Genomic DNA, 21,937 nt, shown 5'->3' on the forward strand with positions numbered 1-21,937 from the left:
AATTAAGAGGCCGCCGCCGCCACTCCCGGCCATGAAGGAGACGATCCACACCGACGACGCCCCCGAGGCGGTGGGCGCGTACAGCCAGGCGACGACCAACGGCGAGCTCATGTTCACGGCGGGCCAGATCCCGCTGACCCCCGACGGCGAACTGCTGGACGACGAGGACATCGCGACGCAGGCCGAGCAGTCGCTCTCGAACCTCCAGGCGATCGTCGAGGAGGCCGGCGCGTCGATGGACGACGTGCTGAAGACGACGGTGTTCCTGGCGGATATCGACGACTTCGAGGAGATGAACGAGACGTACGCGAGCTTCTTCGACGACGAGCCGCCGGCCCGCAGCGCCGTCGAGGCCGGTGGCCTCCCGAAGGGCGCCGGCGTCGAGATCGAGGCGGTCGTCAGCGTCGAGTGAGGCCCCGCGTCAAGTCGGCGCTGCTGTGGGGCGTAGTCGGCCTGCTCGCCTTCCTCGTGGCGGTGCAGGGGTACCAGCTCGTGGTCGGCCCGTTCCCGGCGTCGATCCCGGTCGTCGGCGCTATCGCGGTCGGCGTCGGGCTGCTGACGGCCGGCGTCGCGTACGCGACTGAGCACCGACTGCGAACGAAAGGAAGGACTTAACCCGCACAGGGCGGTAGATTCGGCCGAGCCAGGATGGCCGAACGGTAAGGCGCACGCCTGGAAAGCGTGTTCCCTTCCGGGATTCTGGGTTCAAATCCCAGTCCTGGCGCTTCTGTCGACGCCAACCGCGAGCGAAGCGAGCGCTGGCGTCGACGAACGGTAGTCGGATTTGAACACGCGAGTCGCAGCCCGTCGCCGAGTGAAACGAGGCGACCGGAACGTCTCGCAATCGGTTCAAATCCCAGTCCTGGCGTTTTCCGCGGTCAACGTGAGCGAACAGCGCTCGCCCCGCCGACCTTTTTCAGGGAGGGCGAGCGACCGACGCCCGTGTCCCGCCCCCGCCTGATCGCCCTCCTCTCGGTGCTCGTCCTGCTCGCCGGCTGTGCCGGGCCGGCGTCGACGCCGACGCCCGACGAGCCCTCGGTCCTCCGCGACGTGTACGTGACGAACCAGGACGACGTCCCGCACACGGTGGACATCGTGGTACTGCACGACGAGACGGTCGTCCACTGGACGACGCGGAACCTCTCCGCGCGGACCGAACACGCCGTCGACACCGCGCGGGTCGCGCCGCCGGCCATCGCCAACACGACGCGCTCCTACACCGTGCTGATCCGCGTCGACGACGGCACCGACGGCGTCCGGTACGACCTCGACGACCGATCGCTGCCGGCGTGTTACAGCGTCGGCGCCGACATCCGCGACGGAGAGCTCGAGGGGCCGGCGATCGCTCACTGGAACGACGACCTGTACGACTACTGCGGCCGGCCGTCGAACGCGACGGTGGCGGGCTGATCGGCGCCGGGTTCTCAATCGGTGCGGTGGAAGCGCAGCCTCGCCGAGGTCGCGAGGCTGCGGGGAGGAGTGGGGCCGCCAAGCTGCGCCGGACCCCGTGTCCGGCGCACTGCGGTCGCAAGTGGCCGACGAACGAGCCGCTGTCGCGCGGGAACGAGAGCACTACTTCAACCACACACTCCAGCGAACGACCGACGAGCCGAGAAAAACCGACAACCGAAAACGACCGAACCTACTTTTCGATGATGCTCTCCTCGATCTTCTCGCCGAAGTGTCGCCCGCCCGCCTCGTAGTACAGCAGCACCTCGTCGCCGGCTTCCAGATCCGTCACGGCCTTGCGGCCCTCCTTCGTCGACACCTTCACCGTCTCGGCGTTCTGCAGCAGCGTCTCCACCACGTCCGGGCCGTCGTCGGTCTCGACCTCGGCCTGCACCCGAAACATCGGGCGCTTCTCGATCTTCACGCGGCCGACGATCGCCTCGCGGGTGTGGCCCGCAGTGTCGGCGATCTGGACGCGGTCGCCCGACTGGAGCTCGGCGAGGTACTTCGTCTCGCCCTCGGGCGTCCGGACGTAGGCGTGGACCGCGCCGGCGTTCACGCGGAACGGCCGGGAGGCGACGTACGGCGAGTCGGCGGTCTCGCCGTGGACGAAGAACAGTCCCCGCGAGAGCGAGCCGACGAGCATCCCCTCGTCGTCCTCGAGCAGCGACCCCGTGTCGATGCAGACGCGGTCGGCGCCGCCGGTCTCCTCGACCTGCTGGACCTCGGCGTAGCGCAGGTCGAGCCGCTCGCTCTCGCTGCGGTCCCGGACCTCGACCGTCTCGCGGATCACGTCCGGGTCGTCGCTGTCGAGCAGCACGTCGTCGACGCCGATCTCGAGCGTCTCGAACGCGGTCGCCGCCTCGTCGGCGTCGCTCACGCCGGCGACGAGGTTCGTCTCCTCGCCCACGCGGGCGATCAGGTTCTCCAGCGGGATCACCTGCCAGTCGTCGGCGACCACGATCGTGTACTCGGCGTCGCGGGCGGCCTCCTCCGCGAACCCCTCGTAGTCCTCGTCGAACACGCGGACGTACGAGCCCTGGGCGCGGTCGTCCGAGCGCCGCAGCGTCGTCAGGTCCGCCGACCCGGAGAAGTCGGAGGGGAGGTCGACCGTGCCGTCGCCCTCGCCCTCCTTCCCGACGACGTAGATGTCGGGCTCGGTGTCGCGGCTGGCGTCAACGATCTCCTCCTCGTACTCGCCGGCGTCCTTGAACGCGGCGACGTTGACGCTGCCCAGTTCGCGGACGCGGCCCACGTCGGCCTCGTCGACCAGCACCCAGTCCACCCCGGCCTCGAGCCCGGCGGTGATCCGCTGCTTTCGCGCCTCCCAGTCGCCGACCGCGTCGTCGGCTTTCAGCCAGACGGAACGAGTCATGTCCGGGTACTCTCCGGCACGCGGCTTGAACGTGGCGGATGCTGCAGAACGAGTGCGGGATCAGTTCGGCAGGCGGTCCGCGCGCTGGAGCACGACCAGCGCGGCGATGACGACGCCGACGGCGGCCGCGAGGCCGCGGAACGTCGCGACGTAGGGGACGCCCGCCTCCGCCAGCGTGCCGACGAACCACGAGCCGGCGCCTGGGCGAGCATCATCGCGCCGCTGTACACCGCGTAGGCGCTGGCGCGGTTGTGGTCCGGGAACGAGCCCAGCAGCAGCGTGTCGATAGCGGGGTAGATGCTGTGCACCGTGTACCCCAGCGCGACCGACACCGCGAGCAGCGCCGCCGTCCCCGGCGCGAGCGTGAGCGCGAACACGAGCACGACGAACGTCGCGGCCAGCCCGAGCAGGTACGGCGTCCGCGGGAGTCGGTCGGCCAGCCAGCCGCTCACCGTGAACGCCGGGATGCCGGCGACGAACACGAGCGTCAGCGCGTTCCGGGCGACCCCGGCGGGGACGCCGCGGGACTCCATGAACAGCTGGTAGAAGTTGAACACGCCCTGCCACGCGAAGCCGAGTATCCCCATCACGGCGACCCCGAAGAGGATCGTCCGCCACTCGTTGCGGGCCGCGCCGACGAAGTCGCGGTCCTCGGCACCGGCGTCGGGGAGGTCGACGCCGCGGGAGACGACGAACGTTACGACAGTCGTCGCCAGCCCGGCGATCGCGAGCGCGACGAACACCAGTCGCCAGGGCTGGTCGACGGGGAGGTTCAGCGCGACCAGCACCGGCGTCCAGTCGACGGTCGCGCCGACCGCGAGGGTCACCACGGGCGCGGCGACGGCGGCGGCGACCTGGTTGGCGGTGCCGTGGATGCCGATCATCCGCCCGACGCGGGCGGGGAACAGCTCGCTGACCAGCGTGTTGCCGGTGACGAAGTAGAGGCCGGAGGCGACCCCGGCCAGCCCGGCGCCGAGCACGACCAGCGTGACCGTGCCAGCGACGGCGGCCGAGGCGGCGCCGACGGCGAGGACGATTCCCGCCACGAGCACGACCGTCAGCCGGGAGACTTTCGTCAGCAGGTAGCCGGTCGGGATCCGCGGGAGTGCGCTGCCGATCCACGCCGCCGAGGCGGCGAGGCCGGCGGTCGCCTCGCCGACGCCGAAGGTGGCGATGAACACGCTCACCAGCGGCGCCATCACCACCCGCGAGAAGTTCACGAGGAAGGCGTAGCCACAGAGCGCACCGAAGAGGCGAGAGCGAGACACGCCCGTGGTTGCCAGCGGGCGGAGTCAAACGTTCCGAATCCGTGCGGGGTCTTTTTAGCCTCGCCGCCGAAACCCGGGGCCATGAAGAGCACCCGGAAAGGCCTGCGCAGCGACGAACTCTACAAGGACACCTACGAGCGACTCAACTGCGCCGAGTGCGAGCAGACGCTCGCCACCGAGAACTCCCCGGACGAGGTGTACAACGTCCGGAAATGTCCGGACTGCGGGCGCGAGTGGAAGGAACTGCCCTGAACGGCCGTCGACGCCGGCTGCTCGCGACCCTTTCTCGGACACGATCACGGCATGCGCTCCGTACTCGCGACCCGGAGGTCGCGAGTGGTCGCAAGCCGCTGTTGTTCACACACGATCACGGCATGACGCTCCGTTAGCCGAGGCACGGAGGCCTCGGCAGTTCGCGCGCCGTGATCGGTTACGCCTCGATAATCTCGTCGTCCTCGTACTCCGGAACCGTCAGCGACCCGTCCAGCGACACGATCGCGTCGCCGCCGACCTGCACCGTCTGGCCGTCGACGCGCACGCCGACGTAGCCCGGCCGATCGAGGAAGTGCCCCTGCTCGAACGTCATGCGCTCGGGGAACTCGTCGTCGAACGCCGCGAAGTGGTCGAGGTAGGCGCCGCAGGCGCCGGAGGCGGTGCCGGTGACGGGGTCCTCGTCGACGCCGAGGCCGGGGACGAACGCGCGGCCGTGCAGCGTCGAGTCCTGGCTTCGGCCGACGGCGTCGAACGTGAACACGTACACGCCGGCGCAGTCGTGCGCGTCGGCGAGCGCCTCGACGGCGTCCATGTCGGGGTCCATCCCCGAGAGGTGTTCGAGGAAGTTCACCGGGAGGATCAGGAAGGGAAGCCCGGTCGAGGCGTACGCCGGCGGCAGATCCGCGCCCACGTCGGCGAACGCCGCCTCGTCGATCCCCAGCGCGTCGGCGGCGTCGGCGTACGCGAGGTCGACCTCGAACACCTGCGGGGCGTTCTGGGTCATCCACACCGCGCCCGTGTCGGTCACCTGGATGTCGAGCACGCCGACCGCCGTCTCCAGCGTGTGGCTCCCGGCGTCGATGGCGCCGTCGTCGTACAGCGCGCCGTGGGACGCGACGGTCGCGTGCCCGCAGAGGTCGACCTCCTGGGTCGGCGTGAAGTAGCGCACCTTCCGGTCGGCCTCGTCGGAGGGGAGGAGGAAGGCGGTCTCCGACACCGACAGCTCGCGGGCGATCGCCTGCATCTGCTCCTCGCTCAGTCCGGCGGCGTCGGGCACCACGCCGGCGGCGTTGCCGGCAAGCGGCTCCTTGGTGAACGCGTCGACGAGAAGCGTCCGGTAGCTCTCCATGGCCGGAGGTCGGGCCGGGCCGGTTTAGACGTGACGGGGTCCCGAGACCGGCTCAGAGCCCGCCGAGCAGCACCACGAGCGTCAGCGCGACGCCGAGGGCGACGAACGCGACGCCCTCGACCGTCGGGCTGCCGGGCTCGATCGGTTCGAGTTCGGGGCGGTCGGACTCCCCCTCCTCGAGGTCAGCGAGGCTGACGGCCCACTCGTCGTCGCCCGACTCGGTGCTGCGGTCGTCGCTCATCGGTCGAACGGAAGCGGTCGTCGCGGAAAGCCGTTGTGGGTACCGGCTGTCGGCCGGTCGGAGCCGAGTAGTGACACGCCGGGCTAGCCGTCGAAACCCCTTTGTTCGAGTGCCGCGCAAACCAACGCGTGACACGCGGCGTCGACGAGGAGAAACGGGCGACGCTCAAACGGTTCGCGGCGGCCGGCGCCGCGGCCCCGTTCGCCGCGCTGGGCGGCGACAGCGACGCCGCCGGCGGGAGCGACACCCGCGACGCCATCGTCGGCTACGTCGCGGCGACACCCGGCGCCCACTTCTCGAAGCTCCGGGACGACCTCCAGTTGGGGACGGGCGAGACCCAGCACCACGTCGACCGGCTGCTCTCGGAGGGCGCGATCGTCTCCTGGCGCGACGGCGACTACCGCCGCTTCTTCCCGGCCGACCGGTTCACCGCGTTCGAGCGGACCGCGCTGGGCTACCTCAGGCGGTCGACGCCCCGCGGGATGGTGATCGCACTACTCCGGGATCCCGACGCCACGGGCGCCGACCTCGCCGAGCAGCTCGGCGTCTCCCGGGCGACGGTCAGCAGCCACGCCGCCGCGCTGGAGTCGGCCGGCCTGCTCTCCCGCGAGGACGGCTACGCGCTGGAGGAGCCCGAGACGCTGCTGACGCTGCTCGTCCGCTACGCCGACTCCTTCGACGCCGCCGCCGACGCGCTGGCGGCCGACGCCGCCGACCTCATCAGCCACGACCCCTGAGCGGACCTCTCTCCGTGTGGACAGTTCCCAATCGCTAAGGTCGTCGGGCCGTAATCTACGCGCATGCCCGACACAGCCCTGCTCTGGCTGTTGTTGGTGATCCCCGTCGCGATACAGATCCCGCTGCTGCTGTTCATGATGTCCCGGATGGAGATCGACGAGGCGCCGGACCATCTGGGCTCGGAGATCTGGGGCGGCGAGGACGAGGACGGCGCGGCGTACCGCCGACGGCTCTCCGAGAGCGGCCCCGCCGCCGCCCGCGAGGCGAGCGCGGAGGGCGGCACGCTCCGCTGTGGGAACTGCGGGACGGAGAACGATCCGGCCTACCAGTACTGCAGCGGCTGTGCGCGGCGGCTCTGAGCTACTCGGCGCGGGTGACCTTCCACGTCGTGCCCGACGAGTAGCCCCACTTCTCGATCTCGAGGCCGTGGTCGGCGGACAGCAGCGCCCGCATGTTCGCGCCGACCTCCTTGGCGGTCATGTCGAGCTCCTCGGCGACCAGCCGGGACTTGAAGTACGTCCTGTCGCCGGCGGCCTCCCGCAGGTGGTTCAGGATGCGCGCCTGTTTCTCGGAGAGGTCGACCGTCGCCGCTACGCCTGTGCTCATAGCTCAACAGTGGTCCCGTACCCCCTTCAGGCGTTTGGTACGACGGATTAATCCCGCCGCTGTCGTGCGGTTTTCGCACCGAGCACCCACCGCAGGGATGGTCTAGCCCCGCCGACAGGTACGGTCGGCTAACGCCGCGCCCGTCGGCGCCGTCGACCGGCCGGCGACACCGTTCAGAAGCTACTTACACGCGGGAGAGCCAACGTCGACTATGACCAACCCCGCCGACGGAAGCGACGCCGCGGAGCGAGCGGCGGGGGCGGAGCCGACGCTCGACCCGACCGCCGTCGAGGTCAGCGTCGTCCTCCCGGCGTACAACGAGGCCGACAGCATCGAGTCCACGGTCCGGACGACCCTCGACACGCTGGGCGCGTTCCTCAAGCCCGGCACGTACGAGGTGATCGTCGCCGAGGACGGCTGCGAGGACGAGACACCCGCGATCGCCGAGCGCCTCACGGGTGAGATCGCCGCCGTCCGACATTTCCACAGCGACGAGCGGCTGGGCCGCGGCGGCGCGCTGGAGCGCGCGTTCGACGCCGCCCACGGCGAGACGCTGGTGTACTTCGACACCGACCTCGCGACCGACATGCAGCATCTGGAGACGCTGGTGAACAAGGTGCGAAACGGCGACGCCGACGTGGCGACGGGGTCGCGCTGGATGCCGGGCAACGTCGCCGACCGCCCCGCCAAGCGGGGGATCCCCTCGAAGGGGTACAACGGCGCCGTCCGCCTGTTCCTCCGAACCGGGCTGCGGGATCACCAGTGCGGCTTCAAGTCGATCTCCCGGGAGGCGTTCGAGGCGGTCCACGACGACGTGGAGGACCGCCACTGGTTCTGGGACACGGAGCTGCTCGTGCGCGCCCAGCGCGAGGGGTTCCGGGTCGCGGAGTTCCCGGTCGACTGGGAGCCGAAAGGCGACTCGAAAGTCGACCTCGTCCGGGACGTGTTCGGGATGGGGAGCCAGATCGTCCGGACCTGGTGGCAGCTGTCGGTCCAGCCGCGGGTGACCCGCCGGATGACGCTGGCCGCGAGCGCGCTGCTGGTGCTGATCGCGCTGCTGCTCTCGACGCAGTACCTGCCGTTCGGCGAGGTGTTCGACCACATCGGCGACGCCGACCCGACCCTCATCGGCGTCGCGACCGTCGTGTACGCGCTCTCGTGGCCGCTGCGCGGGATGCGCTACCGCGACATCCTCGCCGAGCTGGGGTTCGACGAACGGATCGGCTTCCTCACGGGCGCGGTGTTCATCTCCCAGACGGGCAACCTCGTGTTCCCGGCGCGGGCGGGCGACGCCGTCCGGGCGTACGTGGTGAAGGCGCGGCGGGGGATCCCCTACCCCTCCGGCGTCGCGTCGCTGGCCGCCGAGCGCGTGTTCGACCTGCTGACGATCACCGTGCTCGCGGGGCTGGTGCTGCTGGGCTACGCCGCCATGGGCGAGCTGGCCCGGGTGACGGCGTCGCTCACCGGCGCCTCCGAGAGCGGCCGGATCGCCGTCATCGTCGCGGTCGGCGTCGCCGTGATCGCGATCGCCGCCGTCGCGGGGATCGTGCTCTCGGCGCGCTCGGACCGCAACCGCGTCCGCGGGCTCGTGACGCGGCTCTCCTCGGACTCCTACGCCGACTTCGTCGCCGGCGTGCTGGAGCGGTTCGTCGGCGACGTCCAGCGCGTCGGCGGCAACCCGCGGGCGTTCATGCTCGTCGGCGCCTCGAGCCTCGTGATCTGGACGCTCGACGTGATCACGGCGGCGATCGTGCTGCAGGCGTTCGACACCGGGCTCGGCACCGCGACGCTGCTGACGGTCTGTTTCTTCGCCGTCTCGGTGGGGAACCTCGCGAAGGTGATCCCGCTGACTCCCGGCGGCGTCGGCCTCTACGAGGCAGCGTTCACCCTGCTCGTCGCGGGGCTGACGCCGGTGAGCCCGGCGGTCGCGCTGGGCGCGGCGTTCGTCGATCACTTCCTGAAGAACGCGGTGACGATCGTCGGCGGCGTGATCTCGATGCTCGCGCTGAACGTCTCGCTCACCACCGCGGTGGAGGAGGCCGAGGAGATGGAGGAGGTCGAGGAGCCGGCGTAATCGTCGGCATCTGGACGACTTCGGTCGCTCGCCGACGGCGAGGCCGAGCTGTTGCCAGCGACCGGAGGGAGCGCAGCGAACGGTCGACGTTCAGTAGCGCTCGGTCACGAACGGCCCCATCGCCGCCGCCACGCCGGCCGCGAGCGCGTCGTCGCGGTCGACCACGCCCGCCGACAGCGCGCCCGCCGCGCCCTGCTTTCTCGCCACGTCGTCCTCGCCGAGCACGTCGTCCATCACCGGCCCGAGCTCCTCGCCGGCGGCGACGCGGTCGCCGATGGCGTCGGGGAGCCGGAACGACGGCCCCGAGCCGAGCCCGACCCGCTCGCCGTCGGTCACGGCGACCCACATGATCAGGAACAGCCCGTCCGCCCCCTCGATCTCGGCGACGCCGCCCTCGAGCCCGACGCCGAGCTCGTACTCGCCGGCCGCGAGCGCGTTCGCGGCGCGGTTCTTCGCCCCCGCGACGGTCTCCTCGCGCCCGCGTGGCTGCTCGGAGACGCCCGAGTCGACCGGGACGGCCTCGACTTCGGCGTCGACGGTCGTCTCGACGGCTCGTTCGACCGCGCGTCGCTTCACCGGGTTGCCGCTGCCGACGGCGAGTCGCATGGTCGCGCTGGGTGCCGGGGGACCGTGTCGGTTGCGGATCGACGCCGGCCGCGGCTCAGGCGGCGTCGACGCCGTGCAGGATCGCCGCCAGCCGCTCGACCCCCGCGATCAGGTTCGGGCTCGGCTGGTTGAGCAGCGAGTCGTCGACGACGTGGATCTCGGCGTCGAGCGCCCAGCCGCGCTCCCGGAACGCGTCGGGATCCGCGCGGTCGCCCTTCCCGCAGGGTGGAGGATCACGTAATCGGGGTCGGCGGCGACCACGTCGCCCGACGTCACCTCGCCGGACCGCTCGCCCGGCTCGGCGAACGGGTAGCGCCCGCCGGCGGCGTCGACGGCCTCGGGCACCCAGTTCCCGGCGGCCATCGGCGGGTCGGCCCACTCCTCGCAGTACACCGTCGGCCGCGGCTCGTCGGCGACGGCGGCGCGCACGGCCCGCAGGCGCTCGCGGGCGTCCGCGGCCAGTTCCGCGCCCGCTTCCGGGTGGCCGACCGCGTGCCCGAGCTCCGCGAACCCGTCGACGGCGTCGTCGAGCGTCCCGGGTTCGCTGTGGTGGACTGCGAGCCCGCGCTCGCGGAGCTCGTCGCGGGTCTCGCGCTGGAGCGCGTCGCTGGTGAGCACGAGGTCGGGCTCGAGCGCGTCCACCGCATCGAAATCCGTGTTGAGCCAGCCGCCGACGCGCTCGGGGTCGCGTTCGACCGCCGAGAGGTCGCAGTGGTGGGTCACGCCCACCAGGTCGGCGGCGGCGCCCATCGCCGCCAGCGTCGCGGTCGCGCTCGGCGCCAGCGAGACGAGTCGCATCGGGAGTGGCTGGGGCCCGCCGGCGGAAATACCCCGCGGGCCAGTCCGAACCTGTTTGGTGCCTCGCCACGACCCCCCGAGCGTGTTCGACTCGTTCACCCTCGTCGCCGCCACCGCCGACCTCGACGACGAGCGCGCGGCCCGCGGCGTCGCCGACCTCGTGGAGTTCCGGATGGATCTCGCGGCCGACCCCGCCGGCCAGCTCGCGGCGTACGACGGCGAGCTCCCGCTGCTCGTCACCAACCGCCCGGCGTGGGAGGGCGGCGAGGCCGACGGGGGCGACGCCGAAGCGGAGGCCGCACGGCTCGACGCGCTCGCGACCGCGCTGGAGCACGAGGCCGTCGAAGCGGTCGACCTCGAACTCGCCGCGCTCCGCCGGGAGGAGCGCGCGGTCGCGGTCGCCGAGGGGGCCGCTTCCCGGGGCGTCGAGGTGGTGGTCTCGGTCCACGACTTCGCCGGCACGCCCTCGGAGCGCGCGATGGCGTCGCTCCTCTCGGCCGCGGCGTCGGCGGGCGACGTGGGGAAGCTCGCGGTCACCGCCGAGAGCCGGGCGGACGCGCTGGCGCTGCTGTCGGCGACCCACGCCGTCGACGCCGCGGGCCACCGCGTGGCGACGATGGCGATGGGCGAGGCCGGCCGGCACACCCGCGCGGTCGCGCCGGTGTACGGCTCGAAGATCGGCTACGCGCCCGTTCGCGCCGACGACGCCACCGCGCCCGGGCAGTACGACCTCGAGACGCTCGCGGCTCTCGTCGCCCGCCTCCGTTCGCGGTAGCTCCTCGGCGACCGAACTGGCTGGCTGCGTCGCCGTGTTCACTCCCGTTTACGCGCTTCTGGCGGTTTCTCGGTGCTCCCGAGGCGAGTGCGTCGACCGACGACGTAATGCGCGACGGCGGAGACCCCGAAGGCGGTCGAAACGAACACCCCGCCACCGACCGGACCAAGCGCGGCGAACCCCGGTGTCCCAGTGGTGATGGCGAGCAAGAGCGCGGCGGCGACGCCCGCGAGCCCGACGTAGTAGAGGTTCCACGGGATCTCTCGACTACTGAGCACATCGACGTAGATATCGAGATCTTTCAGGGCGGGCGTTGGCTCGACCAGATGGGCCTCCTCGTCGACCGTGACGATACCTTTCTCCTCCAGTTTCGGGAGATGTGTTCGCTTGAGTGTGCTGTACACGTTACGTCGGTCGTCGTACGTGACCTCTTCCCGGTCGATGTCGAACTCCCACGCCGTGACGTCGATCGACAGCGCAGAGACGTCGACTGGCCCTTCGGCGTGCTTGAGGGCGTGGATGACGAAGCGGCGGCGTCGGTTCGAGAGCGTTTCGAAGATGTCGTCTTCGGACAGCTCTGCGCCCTCCGAGCGGCGTGCGTTCGTGATCGTGTTGATTGCACCCATTCGTCCGAACCTCCTCCAGCCGGCCACTGGCTTCCCCCAGTTCGATGCCGGCGGATTTCGACCGCAACTGTATGAAGGAGTACCATAAATAGGTTAGATAGTTAATCTGTCACTCCCCGTATGGTGAGAGGAGATGGCGTTGCTCGTTTCTTCCTAGAGAGCGATTAACTGCCCTCTGAGTGGCTTTAGACGCCGTTTCCGTCTCGGTATTCGCACGTCACCGATCCGGAAACTTCGTCGAAAGCGGCTTGGGTTTCGGACCTCGCGGCAGCGTCGGCTCGTGGACATCCACGAGACGTGCCTGAGAGAGATCGAGCGAGACCGGACGATCCATCGAGCACAGTCCGCCGACGTATCGAGGATCTCATAACCAAGTATCACTCCCCGTATGGGTTATCCGAGCGCTCCGGGCCCGGGTGTCCGGGCTCCGGGGTGCGAACACAGGTGAGATAACCTATGGAACGACGCAAATTCGTAATCGGACTGGGTGCATTGGCTTCGGGCGCTGCGGCTGCGACGGGCACGGGAGCGTTTACCGCCGCAGAGATCCGTGGACGCGAAGCGAACATCGGTGTCGAGAACGACATGAACAGTCTCATCGGGCTCGCCGCCGGAGACACCGAGTTCGTCACCAACAACGGCGGCGGTGGCGAGAACGAGCTGCTGATCGACTTCAGTTCGGAGGGTGGCGGCGACGGTATCAACCCGAACTCCACGTACCAGGTCGGCGGGCTCGGCGACCTCGACAGCAACAACATCTTCCAGGTCCCCGGTGATCCGACGACGGTTCCCTCGGTCGGCGACGTCGCGATCGACACGACGACGCCGATCACGAGCGAGTACGCGTTCAAGGTGATGAACCAGACGAACAGCGCGAAAGACATCGAAGTCGCCTACGACGCCAACGACGAGCCGTTCCCCGACGACACGCGACTGTTCCTCGTCGCGTACTACTCCGGCGGTAGCAACAGCTCTGAACAGGAGGAGGGGCTCGCCGTCGGTGACTACACGAACGACAACGAGAAGGCTGCCAGCATCATCTTCGACGACGATCAGCAGTACTCCGCGTCCATCGGTTCGGGCGAGGAGTTCTACGTGACGATCCTCGTCGAGGTCGGCGATGCCGCCACGGGCACCGATCTGGGCGGCGAGCTCACCGTTCGTGCGGGGAGTCACGACGACTTCACGAACGCCGACGACTGACCCTGACGCTCACACGAGAACACCATGAATCGACGTGACGTCGTGGTCGGGCTGGGAGGGCTCGTCGGTGCGGGAGCGCTGGCTACCGGAACGGGTGCGTTCAGCGCTGCGGAGGTCTCCCGGCAGGCGAAGATCGAGGTCGTCGACGACAGTGACGGGCTGGTCGGACTGGTCGCGAACGAAGCGATCGCCGGTGTCGGGACGGACAGCGGCGGCGAGTTCACGATCTCGGTCGGCGACGACGACCCAGGAGTGAACGTGAGCTCGGTGTATCAGTTCGGCGCGTTCGTCACTGACGACGACCTGCGCGGGATCACGGGGGAGACGTTCTCCGTGGTCACGGACGACGACCCTTCCGACTTGAGCGACGGCCAGGAGTCGCTGGAATCCGCGTTCGCGATCGTGAACCAGGCGTTGGATGATTTCACCGTCACGATCGACTTCGAACTGAACGACGACGTCGACGGCGGTACAGAGTACGCCTTCGAACTGCAGTCCTCCCGGAACGGTACCGGGAGACGGGAGGGGCTCGCGAAGAGTCCGATAACCGGGCAACTTACGACCGAATTGGCCACTGGCGAATCGATCGGCGTCTCGTTCATCGTCAACGCGCTAGACGGGGTGACCGAGGACGAGATCTCCGGGAGCCTGAGCATCTCGGCGGCGACCGTCTAGCGAGACGCCTTTTTTTCGGGAGGTTTTGTCGGACGGGTAGTGCCAAGAAGGGGTAGCAACGGTTGGGAGCCCATTCGACCGAGCGCGACGAGGCTCTTTCCGAACCACTCTCCTGTCGGCGTCAGGCTCGGCTCCTCGTCGCCGAACCCATGCCGGTGGACACTCCCGACGCCCCGTTGGGTGAACTCCCCCCGGATCACCCGCGACAAGCCGGTTTCCAGAACCCGATACAGAGGGGACCGCTTTTGCCGGCCGGGAACCCACCCCCGGCCATGCCCACCATCGACGAGAAACGCGTGTACGACGAGGCGACGCCGCCCGCGCCGGTGTTCGTCGCCGCCGAGCAGGGGCTCGTGGTCGCCCGGCTCTCCGCCGACACGGTCGGGGAGTTCTCGCTGGCCCGCCGCTGCGTGGCGACGGACGTGGCGGTCGGCCCCGAGGGGACGCTCGCGCTCGCGACCGACGAGTCGGTGCTGGTCGCGCCCGACGCGGACCCGGAACGGCTCCACGAGACCCAGTTCGGCCCGGCGACGGCGGTCTCGGTCGTCGACGGCCCCGAGCGATCGGTCGTCGCCGCCGACCCCGCCGGGGGGATCGCACGGCTCCCGATCCCCGACGGCGGCGTCGATCCGGCGTCGCCGCCCGCGGCCGCCGACTGGGTGCCGCTCGGCTCGGTCGAGGAGGTGCGCGCGGTCGACGGCCGGCTCGTCGCCGCCGCCGACGGCGTCCACCGCGTCACGGCGTCGGGGCTGGACGACGCCGGCCTCGACGACGCCCGGGACGTGGCGGGCCGCGGCGCGCCGCTCGCGGCGACGGCCGACGGGCTGTACGAACTCGGCAACGGCTGGATGCTGGCCCGCGAGGGCGGCCACGCGACGGTCGCGACCGACGGCGAGCGCGCCCACGCCGTCGCCGCCGAGGGAACCGTGCTCGGCCGGGCGTCGGCGGGCGGCGCCTGGGCCGCGCTCGACCTGCCGACCGGTGACGGGATCGCCGACTTCGGCTACACCGACGACGGCGTCGTCGCCGCCACGGCGTCGGGAACCCTGCTGGCGACCGTCGGCGACGGCTGGCGCTCCCGATCGGTCGGCGTGACGGGCGTGCAGTCGATCGCGGCGGGGCCGAAGCCGGCGACCGAGTAGCCCGGCGCCGCGGCCAACGGAAACGTGTTTACCGGCGCGGGCGCGAGCCACCGCCATGATACTCCCGGGTTCGCACTCCCAGTCGCTCTCGGCCCGACTGGCCGAAGCGACCGACCACGACCTCGCGAGCGTGCGATACGAGCGGTTCCCGGACGGCGAGCTCTGTGCGGCGCTCTCGGAGCCCGCCGCCGACGCGCTGGCCGGCGACCACGCGGTCGTCGTCGCGTCGACGCTCACGAGCGACGCCCACCTCGAACTGCTCCAGCTTCAGGACGCCGCCCGCGAGGCCGGCGCCGACGAGGTGACGACGGTGATCCCCTACATGGGCTACGGCCGGCAGGACAAGTCGTTCAAGCCGGGGCAGCCGATCTCGGCGCGGGCGGTCGCCCGCGCGATCTCGACCGGCACCGACCGCGTGCTCCTCGTCTCGCCCCACGAGCCCGCCGTGACGGACTTTTTCGACGCCCCCTGCGAGATCGTCGAGGGCGCCGCGCAGCTGGCCGAGCCACTGCCCGCGGACCTGGACGATCCGGTGTTCGTCTCGCCCGACGAGGGCGCCATCGACGTGGCAGAGCACGCCCGCGACGCCTACGGCGCCGGCGCCGTCGACTACTTCGAGAAGGAGCGCGACTACGATACCGGCGCGGTCGAGATCTCGCCCGGCAACGCCGACGTGGCGGGCCGGGACGTGGTGCTCGTCGACGACATGGTCGCCACGGGGTCGACGATGAGCGAGGCCGTCGACGCGCTCCACGACCGGGAGGTGGGGCGGGTGTTCGTGGTCTGTGTCCACCCGCTGCTGGTCGGCGACGCCCGGACGAAACTCGAGCGCGCCGGGCTGGCGGGCATCTGGGGCACCGACACGGTCGAGCGCGACGTGTCGGCGGTGTCGGTCGCGCCGCTGCTCGCGGACCTGGTCTGAGGATGGCGGCCGGCGACCCCGATTTTCCGGATCCCGACTCCGCGCTCGCGATCGAACCGGACTGTGAGCGCTGTCCGGCGCTCGCCGAGTGCAGGAACCGGATCGCGTGGGGGAACGGCCCCGCCGACGCCGACGTGCTGGTCGTCGGTGAGGCGCCCGGTGCGGGCGTGCCGGACGCCGACCGGTGGCAGGGTGGGAACTGGACCGGCCTCGCCTACACCGCCCAGCACTCCGGCCGGCGGATCCGGGAGACGATGGCCGCCGTGGGCTACCCGGACTCGTTCTACACGAACGCGGTGAAGTGTTTCCCCGCCGACCCCGAGGAGCCGTCGACGAACCGCGAACCGACGGCGGCGGAGCGCGAGAGCTGCCGGGCGCATCTGCGGACGGAGATCGAGCGCGTCGAGCCGGACGCCGTCGTCGCCACCGGGAAGCACGCCACGGCGTCGATGCTCGCGTTCGAGGGCCGGACGGTCGAGGGGTTCGTCGACGGCGTGCTCGACCCGGAACGGCTCGACTCGCTGGGGCTGACGCTGGTGCCGATCCTCCACCCCGCCTACCGGGACATCTGGCTCTCGCGACTGGGGTACGACCGGGCGGCGTACTTGGCGGATCTCGGCGACGTGCTCGACGAGATCGTCGAGGGCTGAGTCCCCATCATCTTCATACGGCGACGACCCCAACGACCGCGCATGGCCGAAGACTGCATCTTCTGTCGCATCGTCGCCGGCGACATCCCCGGCCGGATCGTGGCCGAGACCGACCACGCCGTCGCCTTCCTCGACGCGAACCCGCTGGCGCCGGGGCACACGCTCGTCGTCCCCCGGGAGCACTACGCGCGACTCGACGAGATCCCCGCCGAGGAGGCCGCCGACCTGTTCGCCGCGGTCCACGAGCTCACCGACAGCGTCGAGGGCGCCGTCGACGCCGACGCCGTCTCGATCGGGATCAACGACGGCGAGGCCGCGGGCCAGGAGGTCCCCCACACCCACGTCCACCTCGTCCCACGGTTCGAGGGCGACGGCGGCGGCCCGTTCCACGCGATCAATCCGAACAGCGAGCAGCCGAGCGACGCGGAGCTGGACGAGATCGCCGACGCGATCCGCGACGCGTAGTTCGATTCGTCGCGCGACCCAGTGTTTTTCAGTCGGAACGCGGGAAAGGAACCGTATGGCAGCGACGACCGCGGCGCTCGTCGGCGCGACCGGCGGCGCCGGGACGACCCGGACCTGTCTCGAACTCGCGAGCGTGCTCGCCGCCGCCGGCGACGACGTGGCGGTGCTCGACGCCGCCTACGACACGCAGGGGCTCGCCCGGCGGCTCGCGGGCCGGCTCGACCCCGACGCGACGGCGCTGGTGACCGACATGACCGACCAACCGCTCGCGGCGGGGCTGGTCGAGTTCGCCCCCGACGCCGACCGCGCCGCGCTGGACACCGAGACACTCCCCGAGTCGGGCCGAATCGCCTGTCTCCCGGCCCGGGCGCCGTTCGAGCGCTCCGCGCGGGCGAAGACCGCCGAGGCCGCACAGGAACTGGAAAGCCGGATCGAGGCGGCGGCGACGGAGTTCGACCGCGTCCTGGTCGACACTCCGCCGCTGGGCTCGAACCCCGCGGTCGCGGCCGTCACGGCCGCCGATCGAGTCGCCGTCGTCACCCCAGCCAGCGAGCGTGGCGTCGACGCCGCCCAGACGACCCGGGGCCGGCTGCAGGACGTGGGCACGAGTGCTGACGCCGTCCTCGCCGTCGACCGCGACGGCACCGATTCGTTCCCCGAGGCCGACGCCGACGCGGTGCTCCCGCAGTTCTCCAGGGACACCCCTGCGGCGCTCGAAACCGAGTCGGGCGTCGACGCCGTCACGGCCGCCGCCGACGCCGTGTTCGACCGACAGCTCGAGCTCCAACTCGCAGAGGGCGGCCTGGTGGACCGCGTCGCGTCGCTGGGCGGAAACTGAGTCAGAACAGCTCGTCCACGTCGCCCACGGCGTCGGCGAGGGGGTCCTGCTCTGCGCCCGTGCTCCCTACGTCGGCGACCGCCGCCGAGAGGCCCGGGTCGGGCTCGTGGCTCTCGACGTAGCTCCCGAGCGCGAACTCTGCCTCGCTCGCCCCCGTCAGTTCCACCGCCTCCGCCCGGGTGAGCTCGCCGGCCTGCCAGTCCCGGACGATCTCCCGGGCCATCGGCGACAGCGGCGTCACCCCGGAGACGCCACAGCGGTGCAGCGCCTTCGCGGCCGTCACGGGCGCGATCCCCGCCTCGCGGGCGCTCTCGCCCACGCTGGTGCCCGAGGCGTGGGTCTCGACGACCGTCGCCGCCGCCTCCGGCGTGCAGGGCAGCGCCCCGGTGTGGTCCCGCAGCCGCTCCACCAGGTCGGCGCCGGTCTCGTCGACGGCGGCGACGCCGCGGGCCTCCTGCTCGGCGGTCACCTCGATCCCGGCGGCGATCTCCTCGAGGCTCATACGCGACCGTTCCACGCGCGATAGTTTAAGAGTTTTCTCGATTGAACCATCTCCCGTTCGTCGCTGTCGAAGAACCTACCGGTAACCGGTACGTTCGACCGACGGGATCGGGCCCGAACGACCGCTGGCCACCCGGGTTTATGTATCCGATCGGGAGCGAGTTCCGAGTATGAGCACGACGCGTGCTACCGGCTGTCCCGAGTGCGACGGGCGACTGACCGCCGACGGCGACGAGACCGTCTGTGAGGGCTGCGGGCTGGTCGTCTCGACCGACCGGCTCGACCGCGGCCCCGAGTGGCGCAGCTTCGACGACGACGACCGCAACCCGGCTCGCTGCGGTGCGCCGCTGACGCGCTCCCGACACGACCGCGGGCTGTCCACGGAGATCGGGCGCTCCGGGCGCGGGAAGAACCGCAAGTGGTCGCGGCTGCGCCGCCAGCACCGCCGGACCCAGATCCGGTCGAAGCGCGAGCGCAACCAGGTGTACGGGTTCACCGAGATCCGGCGGCTGATGGGCGCGCTGTCGCTGCCGGACCGCATCCGCGACCAGGCGTGTTCGCTGTTCGAGTCCGCGCAGGCCGAGGACCTGCTGCGCGGGCGCTCGATCGAGGGGTTCGCGAGCGCGGCGGTGTACGCCGCCTGCCGGGTCGCGGGCGTCTCGCGCACGACCGACGAGATGCTGGAGGCCGCGAAGGCGACCGCCGACGAGCACCGCGCGGCGTACGACGCGATGAACCGCGAGCTCGGGCTCCCGGTGTCGGCGGCCGACCCCGCGGAGTTCGTCGCGCGGTTCGCGAGCGAACTCGACCTCGGGCAGCCGGTCCGTCGACGCGCCCGCGACCTCGCGGCGCAGGCGGTCGACTCGGGGCACGCGAACGGGCGCAACCCGAGCGGCGTCGCGGCGGGGGCGATCTACCTCGCGGCCCGCCGGGAGGGCGAGGCGGTCACGCAGGCCGAGGCGGCCGAGGTGGCGGACGTGACCCCGGTGACGGTGCGGACGACGTACCAGGCGCTGCGGGACTGAGCTCGGCGCTTCGTTTCACGCGCGTTCGATCCGCTCGGCCAGTGACGCGACCGCGGCCGCCGGCTCGCTCTCGGGGGCGGCGTCGACGATCGGCGCCTCGGCCTCGATCGAGCGCCCCAGCCGCGGGTCCGCGGGAACCGACTCGACGGGCGCACCGAGCGTCGACCGAACCGTCGGCGTGGGCGGCTCGTCGACGACGCGGTTGAGCGCGACCGCGGCGAGCGGGGCGTCGAGCTCGCGGGCGAGTTCGCGGGTTCGCAGTGCGTCCGCGAGCGCGAACGGCTCCGGCGCGGCGACGAGCACGGCGGCGTCGGCGACCGCGAGCGGGACGCCCACGTCCGCGCGCAGCCCCGCGGGGCAGTCGATCACGAGCGTCCCGTGCTCGCGCTCGACCGCCGCGAGCGCGTCACCCAGTTCCGACACGTCGGCGGCCCGGGCCCCCGCGAGCGAACGGCCGCAGGGGAGTACCGTCACGGGACCGGCCTGTACCGCCTCGGGGGCCGCGGCCCGGCCCGCCAACACGTCGTGCAGCGTCGGCCCGCGGTCGGCCGGGAGGTTCGCCATCCCGAGGTCGCCGTCGACGGCGACCGCCCCCAGCGCGGCCGCGAGGTTGTACGCCACCGTCGACTTGCCGACGCCGCCCTTCCCGCTCGCGACCGCGACGATCACGACAGCCTCCGGAGCGCCTCGGTCGGCGGCGCCGCCGCGGCCGCGCGGTCGGCGAGCGCGCTCGCAGTTCGGGCCAGCGCGCGCAGCTCCCGCGCGTCGCGTCGAGATCGGCCGCGAGCGACTCGATACCCCGGACGCCGCCGTTCGCGGTGACCAGCGCCGTCGCCTCCGTGACGCCGGCGGCACTCAGCGCCTCCGCGGTCCGGATCCGGCTCCGCGAGCGATCGAGGCGGGCGGCGAGTTCCTCGGGCGACGTGTCGATCGCTGGTTCGCCGGTCGCTGGTTCGCCGGTCGCTAACTCGTTGCTCACTGACTCGCTGGTGCCCGCTTCCTCCGGCGGTTCGGCGTCGTCGGGCGCCGGCTCTGCTCGGCCCTCACCCAGCACCGCCCGGGGCGGGCGATGGTCGCCGAGTTCGCGGACGGCGGTCTCGGGGCTCTCCCCCGCCGCGTCCCCCGCCGCCGCCGTGACCTCGTCGACGACGACCGGCGGGTCGGCCGGCGGTGCCGGGCAGGCGTACCCCACCGCGACGCGCTCGCCCGCGGGGACCACCGTCGTCGTTCCCTCGCGGTCCCAGCCGGCCTCCGGAACCCCGTGCCGGCGCGGCGGGAGCACGGGGCCGTCGAGCCGGTTGCGGAGGCGGACGCGGCGGTCGGTCGCGCGCTCGTTCCGGAGGCGGGCGTGGACCAGCGTCACCGGGCCGGCCGCCTCCTGACTCCAGTCGAGCTCCATCGGCGGGGCTGGCGCGCGATCACTGAAAACGTCCGGGGGTCAGACCCGGATCACTGGCACGTCGAGCGCGCTCGCGGCGGCCGACGCGCCCGCGAAGCGGTCTGTGGCGTCGACGACCGGTGCGTCGAGATGGGCGATCCGGATCGCCGCCAGCGCGGCCGTCACCTCGCAGCCGGCGACCTCCAGGGGCTCCGTCGACAGCGTCGCCTCGCCCGGCACGGCGTCGACGGCGTCGTCGAACGGCTCCCGGACGCGAGTCGCCAGCGCGCGCCGGGCGTCCCGACGCCGGTTGGCGACACGGTCCTGCAGGCGGAGTCGTCGCTCGCGAGCCTCCCGGGCCTCGCGGGCGCGGCGCTGTGCCTCCTCGTGAGCCTGCCGGGCGGCGACCAGCTCGGTTTCGGCCTCCGAAAGCCGGCGGGTGGCCTCGCCGAGCGCGGCCTCGGCCTCCGTCGTGTCGGCGCCCAGCTCCCGCCGGCTCTGGAGCCGGCCGCGTGCGGTCGCGACTTCCTCGCGGAGGCGTTCGACCTCGGTGCCGGCGTCGGCGAGGCGACGACGGGTGGCGTCGGTGTCGACCGATTCGACCGAGAGCTCACGGAGCGCCCGCTCGGCCGCGGCGAGCTCGCGTTCGACCGCGGGGCGGTGGCCCCGCGAGCGTGCGGCGGCGACGACGCGATCCAGCGCGTCCGTGCCGTCGCCGGGCGAACAGAGCCGCCCCCACCACCGCGACGGCGTCGGGCAGTCGACGGTCACCCGCGTGGAGCTCCCCCGTATCGCGGCCCGGATCGTCTCGGCGTCGACGCCCGCGGCTCGGAGGTCGACCGCCCGGCCGTCGCCGAGGAGCCGACCGCCACCGTCGCGGACGGCGACCCCCATCAGAGCTCCCGGCCCCGCATCGCCGCCGGCTCCGGGTGGTCGGTCCCCGCGGCGAACTTCGCGTACGGCGTGCTCGGCTGCTCGCGTGCCGCGTAGGCCGTCGCCGCCTCGCGGACCGGTTCGGGGACCGACTCGTACTCGTTCAGTGGTCGCGTGCGCTCGATCTGCACGTCGCCGCCGTGTTTCTCCCGCAGTCGCAGCGCGAGGAAGGCGCCGAACTCGGTGTCGGCAAGCAGCGCCGCCCGCCCGAACTGGCGGACGGTGGCCGCCTCGTGGCTCCGGCAGACGTTCCGTAGACTCGTCCGTGCCTCACGGGAGTACGTCGCGACCAGCAGCATTCGTTCGC

At 71.7% G+C, this 21,937-nt stretch carries 27 protein-coding genes, 1 tRNA gene and 2 pseudogenes; 17 read left to right on the top strand and 13 right to left on the bottom strand.

Going from position 1 to position 21,937, the window contains the following annotated elements:
* Positions 1 to 31 precede the first annotated feature (31 nt).
* The 4 genes from ACP95_RS07685 to ACP95_RS07700 all read left to right on the top strand — a co-directional run bounded on the left by ACP95_RS07685 (position 32) and on the right by ACP95_RS07700 (position 1,410).
* Positions 32 to 412: a Rid family detoxifying hydrolase gene (locus ACP95_RS07685; RefSeq protein ID WP_049980643.1), complete on the top strand. Its 381-nt coding sequence runs from the start codon at positions 32 to 34 to the stop codon at positions 410 to 412.
* Entirely contained in the window at positions 409 to 615 is a 207-nt protein-coding gene (locus ACP95_RS07690) for a hypothetical protein (protein WP_049980644.1), read from the top strand. Before ACP95_RS07685 ends, ACP95_RS07690 begins: the two co-directional genes overlap by 4 nt.
* 27 nt (positions 616 to 642) lie before the next feature.
* Positions 643 to 724: transfer RNA gene (locus ACP95_RS07695), tRNA-Ser, on the top strand.
* A 218-nt stretch (positions 725 to 942) separates the two neighbouring features.
* Complete coding sequence (locus ACP95_RS07700) at positions 943 to 1,410, top strand: hypothetical protein (RefSeq protein ID WP_049980645.1); 468 nt, start codon at positions 943 to 945, stop codon at positions 1,408 to 1,410.
* A gap of 232 nt (positions 1,411 to 1,642) precedes the next feature.
* Here the strand turns inward: ACP95_RS07700 and ACP95_RS07705 are convergent, their stop codons facing one another.
* On the bottom strand, positions 1,643 to 2,824 hold the full coding sequence (locus ACP95_RS07705) for a 3-dehydroquinate synthase II (RefSeq protein ID WP_049980646.1): 1,182 nt from the start codon (positions 2,822 to 2,824) through the stop codon (positions 1,643 to 1,645).
* Positions 2,821 to 4,092 (bottom strand): MFS transporter, encoded by a 1,272-nt coding sequence (locus ACP95_RS07710; RefSeq protein WP_321162998.1) that lies wholly within the window; start codon positions 4,090 to 4,092, stop codon positions 2,821 to 2,823. The genes ACP95_RS07705 and ACP95_RS07710 overlap by 4 nt, the downstream gene beginning before the upstream one ends.
* 81 nt (positions 4,093 to 4,173) lie before the next feature.
* Here ACP95_RS07710 and ACP95_RS16090 point away from each other — a divergent pair, with 81 nt between their 5' ends.
* Positions 4,174 to 4,344, top strand: a complete 171-nt coding sequence (locus ACP95_RS16090; protein WP_202593800.1) for an HVO_0758 family zinc finger protein — start codon at positions 4,174 to 4,176, stop codon at positions 4,342 to 4,344.
* 178 nt (positions 4,345 to 4,522) lie between these two features.
* Here the strand turns inward: ACP95_RS16090 and ACP95_RS07715 are convergent, their stop codons facing one another.
* Together ACP95_RS07715 and ACP95_RS07720 are read right to left on the bottom strand one after the other, a co-directional pair.
* Complete coding sequence (locus ACP95_RS07715) at positions 4,523 to 5,434, bottom strand: PhzF family phenazine biosynthesis protein (protein WP_049980647.1); 912 nt, start codon at positions 5,432 to 5,434, stop codon at positions 4,523 to 4,525.
* A gap of 52 nt (positions 5,435 to 5,486) precedes the next feature.
* Entirely contained in the window at positions 5,487 to 5,675 is a 189-nt protein-coding gene (locus ACP95_RS07720; protein WP_049980648.1) for a DUF7312 domain-containing protein, read from the bottom strand.
* A gap of 128 nt (positions 5,676 to 5,803) precedes the next feature.
* Between ACP95_RS07720 and ACP95_RS07725 the strand changes: the two genes are divergently transcribed.
* Positions 5,804 to 6,412 (top strand): winged helix-turn-helix transcriptional regulator, encoded by a 609-nt coding sequence (locus ACP95_RS07725; RefSeq protein ID WP_049980649.1) that lies wholly within the window; start codon positions 5,804 to 5,806, stop codon positions 6,410 to 6,412.
* Positions 6,413 to 6,475: 63 nt separating this feature from the next.
* Complete coding sequence (locus ACP95_RS07730; RefSeq protein WP_049980650.1) at positions 6,476 to 6,772, top strand: DUF7577 domain-containing protein; 297 nt, start codon at positions 6,476 to 6,478, stop codon at positions 6,770 to 6,772.
* Position 6,773: 1 nt separating this feature from the next.
* Here the strand turns inward: ACP95_RS07730 and ACP95_RS07735 are convergent, their stop codons facing one another.
* Positions 6,774 to 7,019, bottom strand: coding sequence for a DUF7123 family protein (locus ACP95_RS07735; RefSeq protein ID WP_049980651.1), 246 nt, complete (start codon positions 7,017 to 7,019; stop codon positions 6,774 to 6,776).
* A 211-nt stretch (positions 7,020 to 7,230) separates the two neighbouring features.
* Here ACP95_RS07735 and ACP95_RS07740 point away from each other — a divergent pair, with 211 nt between their 5' ends.
* Positions 7,231 to 9,093, top strand: coding sequence for a flippase-like domain-containing protein (locus ACP95_RS07740; protein WP_082224622.1), 1,863 nt, complete (start codon positions 7,231 to 7,233; stop codon positions 9,091 to 9,093).
* 90 nt (positions 9,094 to 9,183) lie between these two features.
* Here ACP95_RS07740 and yjjX read toward each other — a convergent pair whose 3' ends face one another.
* Positions 9,184 to 9,699 carry an inosine/xanthosine triphosphatase gene (gene yjjX / locus ACP95_RS07745; RefSeq protein ID WP_049980652.1) on the bottom strand — a complete coding sequence of 172 codons (516 nt, stop codon included), beginning with the start codon at positions 9,697 to 9,699 and terminating at the stop codon, positions 9,184 to 9,186.
* A gap of 55 nt (positions 9,700 to 9,754) precedes the next feature.
* A pseudogene (locus ACP95_RS07750) lies at positions 9,755 to 10,497 on the bottom strand (cobalamin-binding protein).
* A gap of 82 nt (positions 10,498 to 10,579) precedes the next feature.
* Between ACP95_RS07750 and ACP95_RS07755 the strand changes: the two are divergent.
* Complete coding sequence (locus ACP95_RS07755; RefSeq protein WP_049980653.1) at positions 10,580 to 11,272, top strand: type I 3-dehydroquinate dehydratase; 693 nt, start codon at positions 10,580 to 10,582, stop codon at positions 11,270 to 11,272.
* A gap of 38 nt (positions 11,273 to 11,310) precedes the next feature.
* Here the strand turns inward: ACP95_RS07755 and ACP95_RS07760 are convergent, their stop codons facing one another.
* Entirely contained in the window at positions 11,311 to 11,898 is a 588-nt protein-coding gene (locus tag ACP95_RS07760) for a DUF7344 domain-containing protein (protein ID WP_049980654.1), read from the bottom strand.
* A 585-nt stretch (positions 11,899 to 12,483) separates the two neighbouring features.
* Here ACP95_RS07760 and ACP95_RS16325 point away from each other — a divergent pair.
* The 7 genes from ACP95_RS16325 to ACP95_RS07795 all read left to right on the top strand — a co-directional run bounded on the left by ACP95_RS16325 (position 12,484) and on the right by ACP95_RS07795 (position 17,793).
* Positions 12,484 to 13,101, top strand: coding sequence for a hypothetical protein (locus ACP95_RS16325; RefSeq protein WP_237560419.1), 618 nt, complete (start codon positions 12,484 to 12,486; stop codon positions 13,099 to 13,101).
* Between the two features lie 24 nt (positions 13,102 to 13,125).
* On the top strand, positions 13,126 to 13,776 hold the full coding sequence (locus tag ACP95_RS07770) for a hypothetical protein (RefSeq protein ID WP_049980655.1): 651 nt from the start codon (positions 13,126 to 13,128) through the stop codon (positions 13,774 to 13,776).
* Between the two features lie 272 nt (positions 13,777 to 14,048).
* Positions 14,049 to 14,918 carry an HVO_0234 family beta-propeller protein gene (locus ACP95_RS07775; protein WP_049980656.1) on the top strand — a complete coding sequence of 290 codons (870 nt, stop codon included), beginning with the start codon at positions 14,049 to 14,051 and terminating at the stop codon, positions 14,916 to 14,918.
* 55 nt (positions 14,919 to 14,973) lie between these two features.
* Positions 14,974 to 15,840 carry a ribose-phosphate diphosphokinase gene (gene prs / locus ACP95_RS07780; protein ID WP_049980657.1) on the top strand — a complete coding sequence of 289 codons (867 nt, stop codon included), beginning with the start codon at positions 14,974 to 14,976 and terminating at the stop codon, positions 15,838 to 15,840.
* A 2-nt stretch (positions 15,841 to 15,842) separates the two neighbouring features.
* Entirely contained in the window at positions 15,843 to 16,490 is a 648-nt protein-coding gene (locus ACP95_RS07785) for a uracil-DNA glycosylase (RefSeq protein ID WP_049980658.1), read from the top strand.
* 42 nt (positions 16,491 to 16,532) lie between these two features.
* Positions 16,533 to 16,955 (top strand): HIT family protein, encoded by a 423-nt coding sequence (locus ACP95_RS07790; RefSeq protein ID WP_049980659.1) that lies wholly within the window; start codon positions 16,533 to 16,535, stop codon positions 16,953 to 16,955.
* A 55-nt stretch (positions 16,956 to 17,010) separates the two neighbouring features.
* Positions 17,011 to 17,793 carry an AAA family ATPase gene (locus ACP95_RS07795; protein WP_049980660.1) on the top strand — a complete coding sequence of 261 codons (783 nt, stop codon included), beginning with the start codon at positions 17,011 to 17,013 and terminating at the stop codon, positions 17,791 to 17,793.
* 1 nt (position 17,794) lies between these two features.
* Here ACP95_RS07795 and ACP95_RS07800 read toward each other — a convergent pair whose 3' ends face one another.
* Entirely contained in the window at positions 17,795 to 18,295 is a 501-nt protein-coding gene (locus tag ACP95_RS07800; protein ID WP_049980661.1) for a DUF7858 family protein, read from the bottom strand.
* A gap of 169 nt (positions 18,296 to 18,464) precedes the next feature.
* Here ACP95_RS07800 and ACP95_RS07805 point away from each other — a divergent pair, with 169 nt between their 5' ends.
* Positions 18,465 to 19,319: a transcription initiation factor IIB gene (locus ACP95_RS07805; protein ID WP_049980662.1), complete on the top strand. Its 855-nt coding sequence runs from the start codon at positions 18,465 to 18,467 to the stop codon at positions 19,317 to 19,319.
* Between the two features lie 15 nt (positions 19,320 to 19,334).
* Here the strand turns inward: ACP95_RS07805 and ACP95_RS07810 are convergent, their stop codons facing one another.
* From ACP95_RS07810 to ACP95_RS07820, 4 genes and pseudogenes are all read right to left on the bottom strand, one after another.
* Positions 19,335 to 19,988, bottom strand: coding sequence for a P-loop NTPase (locus ACP95_RS07810; RefSeq protein ID WP_049980663.1), 654 nt, complete (start codon positions 19,986 to 19,988; stop codon positions 19,335 to 19,337).
* A 442-nt stretch (positions 19,989 to 20,430) separates the two neighbouring features.
* Positions 20,431 to 20,718, bottom strand: a pseudogene (locus ACP95_RS16685) (DUF7857 domain-containing protein); the annotation flags it as partial.
* 39 nt (positions 20,719 to 20,757) lie between these two features.
* Positions 20,758 to 21,591 carry a DUF7856 family protein gene (locus ACP95_RS07815; protein ID WP_049980664.1) on the bottom strand — a complete coding sequence of 278 codons (834 nt, stop codon included), beginning with the start codon at positions 21,589 to 21,591 and terminating at the stop codon, positions 20,758 to 20,760.
* Positions 21,591 to 21,929: a DUF7855 family protein gene (locus ACP95_RS07820; protein ID WP_049980665.1), complete on the bottom strand. Its 339-nt coding sequence runs from the start codon at positions 21,927 to 21,929 to the stop codon at positions 21,591 to 21,593. Before ACP95_RS07820 ends, ACP95_RS07815 begins: the two co-directional genes overlap by 1 nt.
* Between the last annotated feature and the right edge of the window lie 8 nt (positions 21,930 to 21,937).

Origin of the sequence: Halolamina rubra (assembly GCF_000739555.1) — an archaeon.
GTDB lineage: Archaea > Halobacteriota > Halobacteria > Halobacteriales > Haloferacaceae > Halolamina > Halolamina rubra.

Bases quoted from the DNA above. Each gene is read 5' to 3' on its own strand.
- ACP95_RS07785 (WP_049980658.1), top strand. From the start codon at position 15,843: ATGGCGGCCGGCGACCCCGATTTTCCGGATCCCGACTCCGCGCTCGCG.
- ACP95_RS07805 (WP_049980662.1), top strand. From the start codon at position 18,465: ATGAGCACGACGCGTGCTACCGGCTGTCCCGAGTGCGACGGGCGACTG.
- ACP95_RS07735 (WP_049980651.1), bottom strand. From the start codon at position 7,019: ATGAGCACAGGCGTAGCGGCGACGGTCGACCTCTCCGAGAAACAGGCG.
- ACP95_RS07705 (WP_049980646.1), bottom strand. From the start codon at position 2,824: ATGACTCGTTCCGTCTGGCTGAAAGCCGACGACGCGGTCGGCGACTGG.
- ACP95_RS07790 (WP_049980659.1), top strand. From the start codon at position 16,533: ATGGCCGAAGACTGCATCTTCTGTCGCATCGTCGCCGGCGACATCCCC.
- ACP95_RS07685 (WP_049980643.1), top strand. From the start codon at position 32: ATGAAGGAGACGATCCACACCGACGACGCCCCCGAGGCGGTGGGCGCG.
- ACP95_RS07715 (WP_049980647.1), bottom strand. From the start codon at position 5,434: ATGGAGAGCTACCGGACGCTTCTCGTCGACGCGTTCACCAAGGAGCCG.
- ACP95_RS07720 (WP_049980648.1), bottom strand. From the start codon at position 5,675: ATGAGCGACGACCGCAGCACCGAGTCGGGCGACGACGAGTGGGCCGTC.
- ACP95_RS07760 (WP_049980654.1), bottom strand. From the start codon at position 11,898: ATGGGTGCAATCAACACGATCACGAACGCACGCCGCTCGGAGGGCGCA.
- ACP95_RS07800 (WP_049980661.1), bottom strand. From the start codon at position 18,295: ATGAGCCTCGAGGAGATCGCCGCCGGGATCGAGGTGACCGCCGAGCAG.
- ACP95_RS07740 (WP_082224622.1), top strand. From the start codon at position 7,231: ATGACCAACCCCGCCGACGGAAGCGACGCCGCGGAGCGAGCGGCGGGG.
- prs (WP_049980657.1), top strand. From the start codon at position 14,974: ATGATACTCCCGGGTTCGCACTCCCAGTCGCTCTCGGCCCGACTGGCC.
- ACP95_RS07815 (WP_049980664.1), bottom strand. From the start codon at position 21,591: ATGGGGGTCGCCGTCCGCGACGGTGGCGGTCGGCTCCTCGGCGACGGC.
- ACP95_RS07770 (WP_049980655.1), top strand. From the start codon at position 13,126: ATGAATCGACGTGACGTCGTGGTCGGGCTGGGAGGGCTCGTCGGTGCG.
- ACP95_RS07795 (WP_049980660.1), top strand. From the start codon at position 17,011: ATGGCAGCGACGACCGCGGCGCTCGTCGGCGCGACCGGCGGCGCCGGG.
- yjjX (WP_049980652.1), bottom strand. From the start codon at position 9,699: ATGCGACTCGCCGTCGGCAGCGGCAACCCGGTGAAGCGACGCGCGGTC.
- ACP95_RS07820 (WP_049980665.1), bottom strand. From the start codon at position 21,929: ATGCTGCTGGTCGCGACGTACTCCCGTGAGGCACGGACGAGTCTACGG.
- ACP95_RS07775 (WP_049980656.1), top strand. From the start codon at position 14,049: ATGCCCACCATCGACGAGAAACGCGTGTACGACGAGGCGACGCCGCCC.
- ACP95_RS16090 (WP_202593800.1), top strand. From the start codon at position 4,174: ATGAAGAGCACCCGGAAAGGCCTGCGCAGCGACGAACTCTACAAGGAC.
- ACP95_RS07730 (WP_049980650.1), top strand. From the start codon at position 6,476: ATGCCCGACACAGCCCTGCTCTGGCTGTTGTTGGTGATCCCCGTCGCG.
- ACP95_RS16325 (WP_237560419.1), top strand. From the start codon at position 12,484: ATGAACAGTCTCATCGGGCTCGCCGCCGGAGACACCGAGTTCGTCACC.